Below are 16081 nucleotides of genomic sequence, written 5' to 3'. Positions count from 1 at the left end.
CCATCAACCATCAACCATCAACCATCAACCATCAACCATCAACCATCAACCATCAACCATCAACCATCAACCATCAAAATTATATCCCCAAAGAATTAAAAAGTGTTTTAAGTCTTGGTTCCATTGGTCTAGGGGCATTTGCGTCTACAATATTTCCATTTGGATCTATCAAAATAAACCTTGGTATCCCCGTAATTTGGTATGCCTGTTGAAATGAATAATCTTCACCAGACCATAATTGAACACCACCTAATTGTTTTGCTTTTACAAAATCTCTCCATTTTTTCTCCGCTGCTTCCCAAGAACCGCCGCTTCTTCTAGACTCATCTGTAGAGATGCTTACAAATTCTATATTTTTTCCTTTATACTCTTCTTCTATTTGTTTTAAGAAAGGTATTTGCTGTATACATGGGCCACACCAAGTTGCCCAAACATCTATGTACACATACTTCCCTTTAAAAGAATCTAAAGATTTTTTACCACCTTTAAAATCTACATAATCTTCAAATTTAGGCGAAGGACTCCCTTTAGCCATTTTTTTATTGCTATTATAATTTTGCTTAAAATAAGATACCATTTGCTCAGTTTGAGTATTTGCCATAGTAATCATAGTACTGTCTAAATTATCGTAAGAGTTTACAATACTGTCAAAACTTCTTTTTAAGTTTTCCATTTTTAATTTAAAAACATCTTCTTCTAACTCTAAGATAAGTTGCGGATTTCCTAGGTTTTGAGTTTCCTTAATTTGAGCTAACATAAAGTTACTGTTGTCTGCACCAATTCCTTTGTATGAAAAACTTTTTAAGAAATCATTTGAATCTCCAGTTAACTGAATATCAAAACCATTTTTTAAGAAGATAGGAGCACGTTTTCCTGTGCTACTTTGTAATGTATAAACATCTGCCTTTTCAACTTTTAAGGTGTCTTTAAAAGAACCGTCTTCATTAATTTTTATAGTTTTTGCAATACCTGTTCTACCTATAATATTTAGTATAGAATCTTTATTGTTTTTTAAAGTACCAGCAACGCTTACGTAATCTTTAACTTCATTTTTACAAGCAATTGCAACTATAAAAAGAAAAAGTATTAGAGTTAATTTTTTCATTATTTGTTTTTATTTTTTACAAATATAAAGGATATACTTTTTAAATTTTATTAAAATTATATAGATTCTTGTTTAAAAGAAAAAACCCAAACTTTCGTTTGGGCTTTTTGAATTTTAAGACTCTGTTTCTGGAGCTGTTCTTGTTTCTAATTTTTTGTCTCCTTTTTCTATATTAATAGTGAGTTTGTTAGTTTCACTATCTAAGTCCATGGTAATGGTATCACCTTCAGACAATTTAGAATTTACAATTTCTTCGGCTAAAGCATCTTCAATATATTTTTGAATGGCTCTTTTTAATGGTCTTGCACCATATTTTTTATCAAAACCTTTATCTGCAATATAGTCTTTTGCTTTTTCAGAAAGTTTTAAAGTGTATCCTAAATCAGAGATTCTGTATAATAATTTATCTAACTCTATGTCTATAATAGAGTGAATGTCTTCTCTTTCTAGCGCATTAAATACAATTACATCATCTATTCTATTTAAAAATTCAGGAGCAAAAGATTTTTTTAGAGCTCCTTCTATTACAGACTTCGCATGTTCGTCTGCTTGTTCTTTTTTTGAAGAAGTACCAAAACCAACACCGCCACCAAAATCTTTTAATTGGCGTGCACCAATATTAGAAGTCATTATAATAATAGTATTTCTAAAATCTATTTTTCTACCCAAACTATCTGTAATATGTCCGTCATCTAAAATTTGTAATAACATATTAAACACATCTGGGTGTGCTTTTTCTATTTCATCTAATAAAATTACAGAATACGGTTTTCTTCTTACTTTTTCGGTTAATTGTCCGCCTTCTTCATAACCTACATATCCTGGAGGCGCTCCAATTAATCTAGAAATCGCAAATTTTTCCATGTATTCACTCATGTCAATTCTAATTAAAGAATCATCAGAGTCAAATAACTCACGCGCTAAAACTTTTGCCAATTGTGTTTTACCAACACCTGTTTGTCCTAAAAAGATAAACGAACCAATTGGTTTGTTAGGGTCTTTTAAACCAACTCTATTGCGTTGTATTGCCTTTACAACTTTAGTAACAGCAATATCTTGTCCTATAACTTTGCCTTTAATTAGCTGAGGTAATTCGTGTAACTTATGGCTTTCTGCTTCTGCAACTCTATTTACAGGTATTCCAGTCATCATAGAAACTACTTCTGCAACATTATCTTCTGTAACAACTTCTCTGTTTAACTTAGAATCATCTTCCCACTGTTTCTGTGCCGAGTCTAAGGCAGCTTCCATATTCTTTTCATCATCACGTAATTTAGCAGCTTCTTCATATTTTTGACCATTTACTGCTTTTGTTTTCTGCTCACGAATATTTTCTAACTGTGTTTCTAATTCTAAAACTTGTTGTGGTACCACAATATTTGTAATATGAATTCTAGAGCCAGCCTCGTCTAAAGCATCAATAGCTTTGTCTGGCAAAAATCTATCAGTCATATATCTATTAGTTAATTTTACACAAGCTTCTAAAGCTTCATCTGTATAATTTACATTATGATGATCTTCGTATTTATTTTTTATATTTTGAAGAATTTGAATGGTTTCCTCTACAGAAGTTGGGTCTACCACTACTTTTTGAAAACGACGCTCTAAAGCTCCATCTTTTTCAATGTTAGTTCTGTATTCATCTAAAGTGGTTGCACCAATACACTGTATTTCACCTCTTGCTAAAGCAGGCTTAAGCATGTTAGAAGCATCTAAAGAACCAGTTGCACCACCTGCGCCAACAATAGTATGAATTTCATCTATAAAAAGAATAATATCGTCATTCTTCTCTAATTCATTCATTAAAGCTTTCATACGCTCTTCAAACTGTCCACGATATTTTGTGCCTGCAACCAAACTCGCTAAATCTAGAGAAACCAATCGTTTGTCAAACAAAATTCGAGAGACTTTACGTTCTACAATACGCAGCGCTAAACCTTCAGCTATTGCAGATTTACCAACACCAGGTTCACCAATGAGCATTGGATTGTTCTTTTTTCTTCTGCTCAAAATTTGTGAAACACGCTCAATTTCTTTTTGTCTACCCACTACAGGATCTAAGTTTCCGTTTTCTGCTAGAGCTGTTAAATCTCTTCCGAAATTGTCTAAAACTGGTGTTTTAGATTTTTTTACGTTTTTACCTTTGGGTTGTTGCTCAAAAGGATTTGGTTTATTAGAGGCAAACTCGTTATCAGAAGGCGTTTCTGCTATAGGATTGTTAGATAAATCAGTATCGTCTACATGTAATTGTTTGTATAAGGCTTTCGCTTCATCATAATTTACATGATATTTCTGAATTAGTTTTGTTGTAGGATCATTTTCGTTTCTTAAAATGCATAGTAACAAATGTGCCGTATCAATGGCCTCACTTTGATAGAGCTTCGCTTCTAGAAAGGTGGTTTTTAATGCTTTTTCTGCTTGTCTAGTTAAGTGTAAGCTTTTCTTTTCTGTGGTTTCTGCAAACGCAGGATTTACAGGATTTAGTTGTTCTAATTTTTTGCGCAATAAGGTTAAATCTACATCAAATGCTGTTAAAATTTCCATTGCTTTGCCTTCTCCTTTTCTTAGAAGGCCTAATATTAAATGTTCTGTTCCAATAAATTCGTGCCCTAAACGTAAAGCTTCTTCCTTACTAAACGTTATCACATCTCTTACTTTTGGTGAAAAATTATCGTCCATATTTCGTTCTATCTTTAGTACTGTGCTGTATATTCAAGTCTTTTTTTCTGCCTCGTTGCAAAAAAGATGCCACTGTAAAAAACTGTCAAATTGACTTTTGTCTAAATTAAAAAACAATTAAAAGCTAGCCAAATTTTTTTGTGTTAAAAATTATCATAAAATGTTGATAACTCTACCCAATTGCAAAGGTTAAAATCTTTGTAAAAATTAACAAAAATAGTATCTTGCCTTGTTTTTAAAAAATGATTAATATTAATAAGAAATATATATGGCAGACGGAGAAAAGTTAATTCCGATTAATATTGAAGAGCAGATGAAAGCTGCTTACATTGATTACTCAATGTCAGTAATTGTGTCTAGGGCATTACCAGATGTGAGAGACGGTTTAAAACCAGTTCATAGAAGGGTTTTGTATGGTATGCATGAATTAGGAATAAAAGCTACAGGAGCATATAAGAAGTCAGCAAGAATTGTAGGTGAGGTTTTAGGTAAGTATCACCCACATGGAGATACTTCTGTTTACGATTCTATGGTGCGTATGGCGCAAGATTGGAGTGTGCGTTATATGATGGTAGATGGCCAAGGGAACTTTGGTTCTGTAGATGGTGATAGTCCTGCAGCAATGCGTTATACAGAGGTTAGAATGCAAAAAATATCAGAAGAAATGCTAGCTGATATTGAAAAAGAAACTGTAGATCATCGTTTAAACTTTGATGATACGTTGCACGAACCAATTGTTTTGCCAACTAGAATACCAAATTTATTAGTAAATGGTGCTTCTGGTATTGCAGTGGGTATGGCTACTAATATGGCGCCACACAATTTAACAGAGGTAATTAATGGTACAATCGCTTACATTGATAATAGAGAGATTGAGGTAGATGAATTAATGCAACATATTACCGCTCCAGATTTTCCAACAGGAGGAATTATTTATGGTTATGATGGTGTAAGAGATGCTTTTCATACTGGTCGTGGACGTATTGTAATGCGTGCTAAAGCTAATATTGAAGAGGTTAAAGGGCGTGAGTGCATTATTGTTACTGAAATTCCTTACCAAGTGAATAAAGCAGATATGATTAAAAAGACTGCTGATTTGGTAAATGAAAAGAAATTAGAAGGTATTGCAAACATACGTGATGAGTCTGATAGAAACGGAATGCGTATTGTTTACATTTTGAAACGTGACGCAATTCCTAATATCGTTTTAAATAAATTATTTAAGTATACACAATTACAAACTTCTTTTAGTGTAAACAACATTGCTTTAGTTAATGGAAAACCAGAGCAATTAAACTTAAAACAATTAATCCATTACTTTGTTGAACATAGACATGAAGTTGTTGTTCGTAGAACAGAGTTTGAATTAAAGAAAGCAGAAGCTAGAGCCCATATTTTAGAGGGATTAATTATTGCTTCAGATAATATTGATGAGGTAATTAAAATTATTAGAGGTTCTAATAATGCAGATGAAGCAAGAGCTAGTTTAATAGAACGTTTTGAATTAACTGAAATTCAAGCGAAAGCTATTGTAGAAATGCGTCTGCGCCAATTGACAGGTTTAGAACAAGATAAATTACGTGCAGAGTATGATGAAATCATGATTACTATTGCAGACTTAAAAGATATTTTAGCGAATGAACCAAGACGCTACCAAATTATAAAAGACGAGCTACTTCATATTAAAGATAAGTACGGAGACGAGCGAAGATCTACCATAGAATATGCAGGTGGAGATATGCGTATTGAAGATATGATACCAGATACAAAAGTAGTGGTAACAATTTCTAACGCAGGCTATTTAAAACGTACAAATTTAGATGAGTACAAAGTGCAAAATAGAGGAGGTAGAGGGCAAAAAGGAGCAACTACTAGAAATGAAGATTTCTTAGAACATTTATTTGTGGGTACAAACCACCAATATATGATGTTCTTTACACAAAAAGGTAAAGTATTCTGGATGCGTGTTTACGAAATACCAGAAGGTGGTAAAAACACCAAAGGTAGAGCAATGCAAAATCTAATAAATATAGAACAAGACGATTCTGTAAAAGCATTTTTAGTTACGCAAGATTTAAAAGACGAAGACTATATTAATAGTCATTATGTAATAATGGCTACAAAGAAAGGTCAAGTTAAAAAGACTTCTTTAGAGCAATATTCTAGACCAAGAACAAATGGTATTAATGCAATAACTATTAAAGAAGGTGATGAGCTTTTAGAAGCGAAATTAACTACAGGAGATAGCCAAGTAATGTTAGCTTTAGCCTCTGGTAAATCTATTCGTTTTGAAGAGGCAAAAACAAGACCTATGGGTAGAACAGCATCAGGAGTTCGTGGTATTACCTTACAACATGAGAATGATGAGGTGATTGGTATGGTTGCTGTAAATGACATGGAAAGTAATATTTTAGTGGTTTCTGAAAAAGGGTATGGAAAACGATCTAGTTTAGAAGATTACAGAATTACAAACAGAGGCGGTAAAGGTGTTAAAACTTTAAATATTTCTGAAAAAACTGGAAATCTAGTAGCCATAAAAAATGTAGACGACTCTAACGATTTAATGATTATTAATAAATCTGGTTTAACTATTAGAATGGCTGTAGAAGATTTACGTGTAATGGGACGTGCTACACAAGGTGTGCGTTTAATTAACATTAAAGATGATGATAGTATTGCTGCTGTGGCTAAAGTAGTGCATGAAGAGGATGCTGAGGAAAGTGTTGAAGGAGAAAATGAAAATGGCACGGAAATTGAAAACAATACAAACGATAATCAAGAACAAGAATAAATTAAAAACGAATAGAATGAAAAATCAAATTATAATGCTTTCATTGGCATTAGTATCTTTTGTTTCTTTTGGTCAGAAAAAAGAGTTAAAGTTAGCAGAAAAAGCTTTAAAAGGTAAAAAATATGCAGAGGCATTAACAGCAATTACTTCAACGGAAAGTATGCTTGCAAATATGGATGCTAAGTATAAAACTAAGTTTTACTTTCTAAAAGCTCAAGCATTGGCTGGTCAAAATAAGTACGAAGCTGCTGGAACAGCGTTCAATGCCCTTTTTGATTATGAAAAAGAAATTGGTAAACCCAAATACACAAAGTTAGCAGAACCTATGTTGAGTGCTTTAGTCCAAAAAGTGAATACTAAAGCTATAAATCAATATAACAAAACAAAAAATTATCCAGCGGCAGTAAAAAATTTCGCACTAACGTATAAACTTAATCCAAAGGATACTGCGTCTTTATATAATGCAGCAATAAGCGCTTCTTTAGCAAAGGACAATGATACTGCTTTAAAGTACTTTTTGCAATTAAAAGAGTTAGGTTATACAGGTATAAGAACTATTTACAAAGCAACAAATAAGATTTCTGGAGAAGTAGACAATCTTGGTAGCAAGTCAAATAGAGCAAATAGGATTAAGTTGGGGCAGTATGAAAATCCAGTGGACGAAACAACACCATCTAAAAAGCCAGATATTATTAAGAATATAGGTTATATATACGTTAATCAGGGTAAAACAGATAAAGCTATTACAGCTTTGCAAGAAGCTAGAAAATCAAATCCTAAAGATGTAAATTTAATTCTAAATGAGGCGCAGTTGTATATTAAATTAAAACAAATGGATAAGTTTGCAGATTTAATGCAAGAGGCTGTTAAAATAGACCCTACAAACCCAACTTTGTTTTTTAATTTAGGAGTTGTAAATGCAAATGAAGATAAAATTGAAGACGCAATTAAGTATTACAAAAAAGCAATAGAACTTAAACCAGATTATGCAGATGCTTACATGAATCTTTCTATAGCAATGTTAGCTGAAGAAAAGGCTATTGTTGCTGAAATGAATAACAACTTATCTAATTTTAAAAAGTATAATGCATTAAAGATTCAACAAAAAAGTGTTTACAAAAAAGCTTTACCTTATTTAGAAAAAGCAGATAGCCTTTCTAGGTCTGAGAATACTGTTAAAACGCTTTTAAATATTTATGATACCTTAGAAATGAATGCGAAGGCAGATGCATTAAGGCCAGTTTATAAGAAAATGAGAGGAATGTAGTTTTACAATACCTTTTAAATAAAAAAAACCGAAATTTAATATTTCGGTTTTTTTATACTATTTTTTTAATAACTCTTAATTTATGTGTGTGTTTTTGTAGATCAGTATTAAAAATTCCACTATGGTCTAAACTGTCTATTCTTACTTTATCATGTACATGAATAATATTATAATTGTTCAAAATAACACCCACATGTACTATTTCGCCTTCTTCATTATCAAAAAAAGCTAAATCTCCAGGTTCACTTTCTTCAATAAAACTTAAAACTTCACCTTGCGCTGCTTGTTCAATAACATTTCTTTGCAATTGATAGCCACAAAGTTTGTAAACCATTTGCGTAAAAGCAGAACAATCTATACCAAAAGGAGATTTTCCACCACATAAATAAGGACAATTTAAAAAAGTAAAGGAAGTTTTCAAAATAGCACTTTTATCCAATTTACCTGAAAAAATAGCGCCTTGATAACTATAAGTTTCATCACTTAATTCGCATTCCGTTTCTTTTAAAAGTGGTAAAACAGCACCAATGGTAATCGTTGTTAATTCGTTGTTTACATTCGTAATAAAATCTACTAATTCAGCAGAATAACTAACATTTCCTTCAGAAAGCATTTGATATTCTTTATAGGATATAGATGTAAATTGTTTGTTGTCTATAAAACCTTCAAACCCATCAAAAGCAAGTTTTATTCTACTCCATTTTTGTTGATTTTCTAAGATTTCAAAATGCTCTCCAAACAGCACCTGATTCGTCATTTCAGATTTGTGAGAAGCCTCTTTTCTTAGCGCAACTATGCTTAAATTACAAATGCCGTATAACAAATTTAGATTTTTGCGAGTTAGATTTTATTTTAAGGATTTTGTTTTTTTAAGAAAGGCTTTCAATTACCATGGCACTTGCGCCTCCACCACCATTACAAATTCCTGCAGCCCCAATTTTACTTTTTCGTTGCTTTAAAACGGAAGTTAAAGCAATAATAATTCTAGCACCAGAAACCCCTAATGGATGTCCCAGAGAAACTGCACCTCCATTTACATTTACCTTATCTTCAGTAATATTTAGTAGTTGCATGTTTGCTAAGCCTACTACAGAAAAAGCTTCGTTTAATTCAAAGTAATCTACTTGGTCTATGGCAATATTTGCTTTTGCAAGAGCTTTAGGTAATGCTTTTGCAGGAGCTGTTGTAAACCATTTTGGTTCATGGGCAGCATCTGCATAGCTTCTTATTTTGGCTAATGGCTGCATATTTAATTCTTTTGCTTTGTCAGCAGACATTAAAATTAGCGCTGCTCCACCATCATTAATGGTAGATGCATTTGCAGCAGTAACTGTACCATCTTTAGTAAATGCAGGTCTTAAAGTTGGTATTTTTTCTATCTTTACATTTTTATATTCTTCATCTTCAGAGAATATAATTGGTTCTCCCCGTCTTTGAGGTATGCTTACAGGTACTATTTCATCATCAAATTTACCTTCTTTCCATGCTTTTTCAGATCTTTTATAAGAGTTTATAGCAAAAATGTCTTGTTCTTCTCTAGTAAAATTATACTTGGTTGCACATTCATCTGCACAAACACCCATGGCAACTTGTTGATATGCATCAACTAAGCCGTCTTTTTGCATACCATCTTCCATGGTTATAGGTCCAAATTTATTGCCTTTTCTAGCATGTTGATAGTGTGGTATGCTACTCATGTTTTCCATTCCGCCAGCAACAACTATTTCTGCCTCACCTAATGCAATTGTTTGTGCTGCTAGCATAATAGATTTCATTCCAGAAGCACATACTTTGTTAACAGTGGTGCAAGGCACGCTATCTGGTATTCCTGCATCTAAGGCTGCTTGCCTTGCAGGTGCCTGCCCTAATCCCGCAGAAACTACGTTACCCATAAAAACTTCATCCACTAAATTTGCATTTAATTTTATTTTATCTAAAGCGCCTTTTATGGCAATAGCTCCTAATTTTGGTGCTGGTACAGTAGATAAACTTCCCATAAAACTTCCTATCGGTGTTCTTGCAACAGATACTATAACTACTTCCTTCATATTATTGTTTAGGCCTTAAATTAAAAGCGATAAAATGCTAAATTAAAGAATTTTAATTAATTTTTTAGCGATTGTACCTTCTATATTTTTCACCTCAATATTTTTGTGCTAAGTTTGTCTTAAGAACTTAGTAGATATGAGTAATTTAGTAAACAAACTTTATAAGCATAACACAATAATTTATAAAGTACTTTTATTTTTAATTACCACAACCGCAATTGTTTATTTATTCCCAAAAGGAGGTCAATTTAAGTACGATTATAATAGTGGTCAATTGTGGAAATATGATAATTTATATGCTCCTTTTGATTTTGCGATTCAAAAATCTGAAGAAGAGATTACTATAGAAAAAAAGGAAATAGATGCAAATGCATTGTTGTACTTCAATTACAAAACGTCTATTAAAAATGAAGTAAAAAATACTTTTAAAGATAGAATTGATAAAATTAGGTTAAGTGACTCCGTAAATATCTCTAATAAAAATATTTTTTTAGCAGAAGGAATTAAAGTAATTGAAAAAGTATATAATGCTGGTTTTTTAGAGGTAGTAAGCCAAGATAGAATTACGAATCCTAACGAATTGGTGGCTTTAAAAAAAGACAATGTTGTAGAAAGTATTGCTTTCAAAAATTTTTTGAATTCGAAGGATGTACTAAATTTAATTTCAAAAAACATATCCGGCAAGGTCGAAAATAATTTAAGTAATGAGGTATATACGATTCTTACAGAAATTATAAAACCGAATGTTTTTTATGACAATAATTTTACGGAGAAAGTTTTAGAAACTGAATTTTCTAATATTTCTTATACCAAAGGAAAAGTATCTGCGGGAGAATTAATTATTTTAAAAGGAGATATTGTTGAAGGTAAAAAATTAGCCATATTAAATTCCTTAAAAAGGGAATCTGAATCTAAAGTTTGGACGGATTCTAACTATAATTGGATTATTTTTGGTTACACTATTTTAGTAGCCTTGGCATTACTAATGTTACTGCTTTTTTTAAAGAAAAATAATGTAGAAATTTATAATAATAACAACACTGTTACTTTTATATTTTTCAATGTTTTTTCTATGATTTTCATACAAACAATGGTTGTTAAATACAATTCAGACTATTTGTATGTTGTACCTTTAAGTGTGTTGCCTATTATTTTAAAGGCTTTTTTTGATGCGCGTTTAGGGCTTTTTACACATGTTTTAACCGTTTTACTTTTAGGCTATATAGTGCCAAATAGTTTTGAGTTTATTTACCTTCATATTATCGCCGGAATCGTTACTATTCTCACAGTTTCTGAGCTGTATAAAAGAGCAAATTTATTTATTTCTGTGGCACAAATTACCGGTATTTATATGATAACATACTTTGCTTTTTCAATTATAAAAGAAGGTAGTGCATCTCAAATAAATTTAGATTACTTTATTTTATTTGCCATAAATGGATTATTGTCATTTTTATCTTTGATTCTTATTTATATTTATGAAAAAGTTTTTGGTTTAGTTTCAGATGTAACATTGTTAGAATTATCTAACACGAATACCAAATTATTAAGAGCCTTAAACGAAAAAGCACCAGGTACTTTTCAACATTCAATGCAGGTAGCAAATTTAGCAGAAGCTTGTGCAAATGAAATAGGAGCAAACTCTATGCTTGTTAGAACTGGAGCTTTATATCACGACGTTGGTAAAATGCTAAATCCAATGTATTTTATAGAAAATCAAACTACGGGTGTTAATCCGCATAACGAATTATCTCCAAGAGATAGTGCAAAAATTATTACAGACCATGTTATAAAAGGAATAGAATTGGCAAAAAAGTATAAGTTGCCAGATAGAATTATAGATTTTATTAGAACGCATCATGGTACAAGCACAGTATATTACTTTTACATGAAAGAGAAGGAGCAAAATCCTGATAGTAATATTGATATTAAAAATTTTCAATATCAAGGACCTAATCCGTTTTCTAAAGAAACAGCTATTTTAATGATATGCGATACAGCAGAAGCTGCATCTAAAAGTTTAAAAAAGCCAACAGCACAATCTATAGATCAATTAATAGAGAAAATTACAGATAAACAAATGGCAGAAAATCAGTTTTTAAATGCAAATATTACATTTAAAGAAATAGAAACCATAAAAAAAGTAATCAAGAAAAAATTGCTAAATGTCTATCACTTAAGGGTTGAATATCCTGACTAGAAAAAAAACAGAAAAAAGTTAAAAACATCTTGTTAAATTGTAAATGTAATATTACATTTGCACTCGCAATTTTAAATAAGTGCCGAAAGTTCATTAAAAAGGAGAGGTGCCAGAGTGGTAATGGAGCAGATTGCTAATCTGTCGACGGGTAACTGTCGCCAGGGTTCGAGTCCCTGTCTCTCCGCAATAAATAAAAAAAAACTCGGGGTGTAGCGTAGCCCGGTCATCGCGCCTCGTTTGGGACGAGGAGGTCGCAGGTTCGAATCCTGCCACCCCGACATAGTTGGTCGTAACAACTTAAAAATTACGGGCTCTTAGCTCAGCTGGATAGAGCACCTCCCTTCTAAGGAGGCGGTCGAAGGTTCGAATCCTTCAGGGCTCACTTAAACCATCACAGGAATGTGGTGGTTTTTTGTTTATATCCTTTTATTAATAAGGGTTTACAACAATCCAATACTTCTATTGTTATCACTTAACGCATTGTAAATTTAAGTTTTTATTTTTAAATAATTATAATTTTGACACACATTTGACACACATTTGAGACACATTTATTTGTGATATGGATTAATATTTATTGTTTCTATAGTTGATTGTTATGTAATTTTATCACTAGTTATTTTTGGATTTAACCACAAAACTGGCAGTAAAACTGGCAGTATATTCTAATATTCTATACTTTTTATTACTGTTATACTATGTCTCAATAATTTGTTTTACTTTAGATTTTATTTCTAATAAAAAAAGTATTACTAAAATTATTGCATAATCACAGGATAATTAAAATCACAATGTTGAGTAATTTAAACAAAACATAAACTAACTAGAAAAAAACTACTAGCTCATAACAGGTTAAACAAATTAATTTATGGTAGAAACTTATAGGGAGTTAAAAAGAATATGATTAATCATTATCAATCAAAATATTACGCATATGAATTATCTAAAAGATGTTCATCAGATTCAACTGAAAAGTTTGGAGCAACTCTATTAGATGCAAAAGTAGATCTGAATCCTCATCAAGTAGAAGCTGCTCTATTTGCTTTTAAATCTCCTTTATCTAAAGGGGCAATATTAGCAGATGAAGTTGGTTTAGGAAAGACAATAGAGGCTGGAATACTTTTGTCTCAGAAATGGGCTGAAGGCAAGCGAAGAATATTAATTATAAGTCCATCTTCTTTAAGAAAACAATGGTCTCAAGAATTAGAAGATAAATTTTATTTACCTTCAAAAGTGTTAGAAACTAAATCTTTTAATGCAGCAAGAAAAAAAGGAAAACAAAACCCATTTGACAATAAAAATAATATAGTCATTTGTTCTTACCACTTTGCTAGAAACAAAGCGGAATGGGTACAGTTAACTTCTTGGGATTTAGTAATTATTGATGAAGCTCATTATCTAAGAAACTCTTACAAACCAACTAATAAAATTGGTAATACTTTAAGAATAGCTCTTGAAGATAAAAAGAAGGTGTTGCTTACTGCAACTCCATTACAGAATTCAATTCTAGAACTGTATGGTCTAGTATCCTTTATTGATAGTAATATTTTTGGTGATTTAAAAAGCTTTAGAACTCAATTTTCAAGAGCAGATGAAACTGAATTTGAAGACTTACAAGATAGAATTGCTCCTATCTGTAACAGAACATTAAGAAGACAAGTTCAAGAGTATATAAACTATACTAACCGTATTCCAATTACAGAACAGTTTATTCCTTCTGATGAAGAGCATGCATTATATGAAATGGTTACAGAATACCTTCAGAGAGAAGAATTATATGCCTTACCAGCTAGTCAAAGACATTTAATGACACTTATTTTAAGAAAGCTACTTGCTTCTTCTAGCTTTGCTATTTCTGGTACACTACAGAATTTAATTAAACGCTTAAAAGCTACAATTACAGAAAACGAAATAAATCAAAATCAAATTGAAAAACTAGATTCTGAAATTCTAGAAGATTATGATTTGTTTGATGAGATTCAAGAAGACTATAAAACTTCACCAGTTGATATTGAATATGAAATTGAAGATGTTGTTGAAATTTTATCCGAAGAAGAAATAGAAGCTATTAAAAATGAATTAAAAGACCTAGAAGCTTTTCATGAGCTTGCTTGTTCCATTGAGCATAATGCTAAAGGAGATAAACTTTTAGTTGCTCTTTCTAAAGGTTTTGATAAGCTAAAAGAACTTGGAGCTAATCAAAAAACCATTATTTTTACAGAATCAAGAAGAACTCAAACTTATCTTTTAAACTTACTAGAAAATAATGGATATAAGGACAAAGTTACCTTGTTCAATGGTACTAATAATGATGAGAAATCAAAACTAATTTACAAATCTTGGCTTGAGCAAAACAAAAATTCTGATAAAATAACTGGCTCTAAACCTGTTGATATTAGAGCTGCTCTTGTAGATCATTTTAAATCTAATGAAAGCCAAATATTATTAGCTACAGAAGCTGCTGCTGAAGGTATTAATCTTCAGTTTTGTTCTATGTTAGTCAACTTTGATTTACCCTGGAATCCTCAGCGTATTGAACAGCGTATTGGTAGATGCCATAGATATGGTCAAAAATATGATGTTGTTGTTATTAACTTTTTAAATACTAAAAATGCAGCAGACCAAAGAGTCTTTGATCTGTTAAACCAAAAATTTAATCTTTTTAATGGTGTATTTGGAGCTTCTGATGAAGTTTTAGGTAGTATTAGTTCTGGTGTAGATTTTGAAAAAAGAATTGCAAAAATTTACCAAAATTGTAGAACAAAAGGTGAGATAGAATCCTCTTTTGATAGTCTTCAAAAAGAACTAGAAGAACAGATTGATAATAAAATAAAATCTACACAACAGAAGCTCCTAGAAAATTTTGATGCCGATGTTATTGACAAGCTAAAAACTCGTTTAGATGAAGCTAAAAATCACGTCTCTAAATATGAACAATGGTTATGGGAAGTAACAAAGCTAGGTTTAAATGGCAAAGCTACTTTTGACAAAAAAAACTTATCATTTGTACTTAACAATAATCCTTTAAAAGAAAATATTCCTGTTGGACCATACACTATTCATAAAAACAGAGAAGATATTCATCGTTATAGAATAGGACACCCAATAGCTCAACACTTAATACAAGATTTTAAAAGTAAAGAATTACCTTTTACAGAATTGACCTTTGACTACTCAAATACTAAGCTTAATATAGCTTCTATAGAGCATCTTGTTGGTAATTCTGGTGTTTTACACCTTGAAAATTTTGAAGTCAATTCTTTTGATGTTACAGACAATTTATTATTTGTAGGTTTTACTGAAGATGGAGAAGAGATTTCTAATGATATTTGTAAACGAATTTTAGAACTGCCTGTAATTTCTGAAAATAAAAATAGTGTGATTTCTGAATCTGAAAAGGCAAAACTTTCTGAATATAGAAACACACATAAAGAGTTGCTTTTAGAAGCTCTTAAAGCAAAAGATACTGACTATTTTCAGCAAGAAGTAGATAAGCTACACAAATGGGCTGAAGACAGAATAATAGCTTCAGAGAAAGAATTACGAGATGTAAAATCTAAAATTAAAGAGCTAAACAGAAACTCTAAAAAAACAAGCTCTACTGATGAATTATTAAAAATTCAAACAGAGTTAAAGTCACTAGAGAAACAAAAAAAGAAACTACGTCAAGAAATATTTGATGTAGAAGATGAAATAGAAGTTAGAAGAGATAACATGATAGATGAAATAAGAGAAAAGATGTTAAAATCCATCAAAGAAACTCCAATTTTGACTATTACATGGAATCTAGTTTAAAAATTTAAATTATGAAGAGATGGCAAAAGAGAGAATTAATCATTCAAAAGTTAGAAGATCTTAATATTGAATTAGAAGAATATTTACAGATTTGGAAAAAAGAAGGTGGTGGAACTACTGGACACGCTATTGGAAGTATGATTAATAGGATGAAAGAAAAAACAGAATTTTTTAAAAATTATTGTTAAAAGGTATA

9 protein-coding genes and 3 tRNA genes are annotated in these 16081 nt (G+C 31.3%); 8 read left to right on the top strand and 4 right to left on the bottom strand.

All coding sequences use genetic code 11. The features are described 5' to 3' along the window. Window positions 1-79: 79 nt before the first annotated feature. The gene (locus Q0684_RS13165) at window positions 80-1105 is read right to left on the bottom strand and encodes a TlpA disulfide reductase family protein (protein WP_299017709.1); all 1026 of its coding nucleotides are present in this window, start codon (window positions 1103-1105) and stop codon (window positions 80-82) included. Window positions 1106-1219: 114 nt separating this feature from the next. Continuing rightward, complete coding sequence (locus tag Q0684_RS13160) at window positions 1220-3784, bottom strand: ATP-dependent Clp protease ATP-binding subunit (protein ID WP_299017702.1); 2565 nt, start codon at window positions 3782-3784, stop codon at window positions 1220-1222. 268 nt (window positions 3785-4052) lie between these two features. Between Q0684_RS13160 and gyrA the strand changes: the two genes are divergently transcribed. Both gyrA and Q0684_RS13150 read left to right on the top strand, forming a co-directional pair. Then, window positions 4053-6575, top strand: coding sequence for a DNA gyrase subunit A (gyrA, locus tag Q0684_RS13155; protein WP_299017699.1), 2523 nt, complete (start codon window positions 4053-4055; stop codon window positions 6573-6575). Window positions 6576-6591: 16 nt separating this feature from the next. Beyond that, window positions 6592-7842, top strand: coding sequence for a tetratricopeptide repeat protein (locus Q0684_RS13150; RefSeq protein ID WP_299017696.1), 1251 nt, complete (start codon window positions 6592-6594; stop codon window positions 7840-7842). A 52-nt stretch (window positions 7843-7894) separates the two neighbouring features. On the opposite strand, the gene Q0684_RS13145 is transcribed toward Q0684_RS13150, so the two are convergent. Then, a complete protein-coding gene (locus Q0684_RS13145) occupies window positions 7895-8665 on the bottom strand; it encodes an NlpC/P60 family protein (RefSeq protein WP_299017693.1) in 771 nt (256 codons plus the stop codon). A 46-nt stretch (window positions 8666-8711) separates the two neighbouring features. Next, window positions 8712-9890 (bottom strand): acetyl-CoA C-acyltransferase, encoded by a 1179-nt coding sequence (locus Q0684_RS13140; RefSeq protein ID WP_299017690.1) that lies wholly within the window; start codon window positions 9888-9890, stop codon window positions 8712-8714. A 136-nt stretch (window positions 9891-10026) separates the two neighbouring features. On the opposite strand from Q0684_RS13140, the gene Q0684_RS13135 reads away from it, so the two are divergent. The 6 genes from Q0684_RS13135 to Q0684_RS13110 all read left to right on the top strand — a co-directional run bounded on the left by Q0684_RS13135 (window position 10027) and on the right by Q0684_RS13110 (window position 16073). Beyond that, a complete protein-coding gene (locus Q0684_RS13135; protein WP_299017687.1) occupies window positions 10027-12090 on the top strand; it encodes an HDIG domain-containing metalloprotein in 2064 nt (687 codons plus the stop codon). 100 nt (window positions 12091-12190) lie between these two features. Then, window positions 12191-12274, top strand: a tRNA-Ser gene (locus tag Q0684_RS13130). Between the two features lie 19 nt (window positions 12275-12293). Next, window positions 12294-12368 (top strand) — tRNA-Pro (locus Q0684_RS13125). Between the two features lie 30 nt (window positions 12369-12398). Then, window positions 12399-12472: transfer RNA gene (locus Q0684_RS13120), tRNA-Arg, on the top strand. Window positions 12473-12990: 518 nt separating this feature from the next. After that, on the top strand, window positions 12991-15885 hold the full coding sequence (locus tag Q0684_RS13115; RefSeq protein WP_299017684.1) for an SNF2-related protein: 2895 nt from the start codon (window positions 12991-12993) through the stop codon (window positions 15883-15885). Window positions 15886-15896: 11 nt separating this feature from the next. Further along, window positions 15897-16073: a hypothetical protein gene (locus Q0684_RS13110; RefSeq protein ID WP_299017681.1), complete on the top strand. Its 177-nt coding sequence runs from the start codon at window positions 15897-15899 to the stop codon at window positions 16071-16073. The last annotated feature ends 8 nt before the right edge of the window (window positions 16074-16081 follow it).

Source organism: uncultured Polaribacter sp., assembly GCF_947503875.1.
Classification (GTDB): domain Bacteria; phylum Bacteroidota; class Bacteroidia; order Flavobacteriales; family Flavobacteriaceae; genus Polaribacter.
This window is presented reverse-complemented; position numbering and strand designations above follow the sequence as displayed.

Bases quoted from the DNA above. Each gene is read 5' to 3' on its own strand.
- Q0684_RS13165 (WP_299017709.1), bottom strand. From the start codon at position 1,105: ATGAAAAAATTAACTCTAATACTTTTTCTTTTTATAGTTGCAATTGCT.
- Q0684_RS13160 (WP_299017702.1), bottom strand. From the start codon at position 3,784: ATGGACGATAATTTTTCACCAAAAGTAAGAGATGTGATAACGTTTAGT.
- gyrA (WP_299017699.1), top strand. From the start codon at position 4,053: ATGGCAGACGGAGAAAAGTTAATTCCGATTAATATTGAAGAGCAGATG.
- Q0684_RS13150 (WP_299017696.1), top strand. From the start codon at position 6,592: ATGAAAAATCAAATTATAATGCTTTCATTGGCATTAGTATCTTTTGTT.
- Q0684_RS13140 (WP_299017690.1), bottom strand. From the start codon at position 9,890: ATGAAGGAAGTAGTTATAGTATCTGTTGCAAGAACACCGATAGGAAGT.
- Q0684_RS13135 (WP_299017687.1), top strand. From the start codon at position 10,027: ATGAGTAATTTAGTAAACAAACTTTATAAGCATAACACAATAATTTAT.
- Q0684_RS13115 (WP_299017684.1), top strand. From the start codon at position 12,991: ATGATTAATCATTATCAATCAAAATATTACGCATATGAATTATCTAAA.
- Q0684_RS13110 (WP_299017681.1), top strand. From the start codon at position 15,897: ATGAAGAGATGGCAAAAGAGAGAATTAATCATTCAAAAGTTAGAAGAT.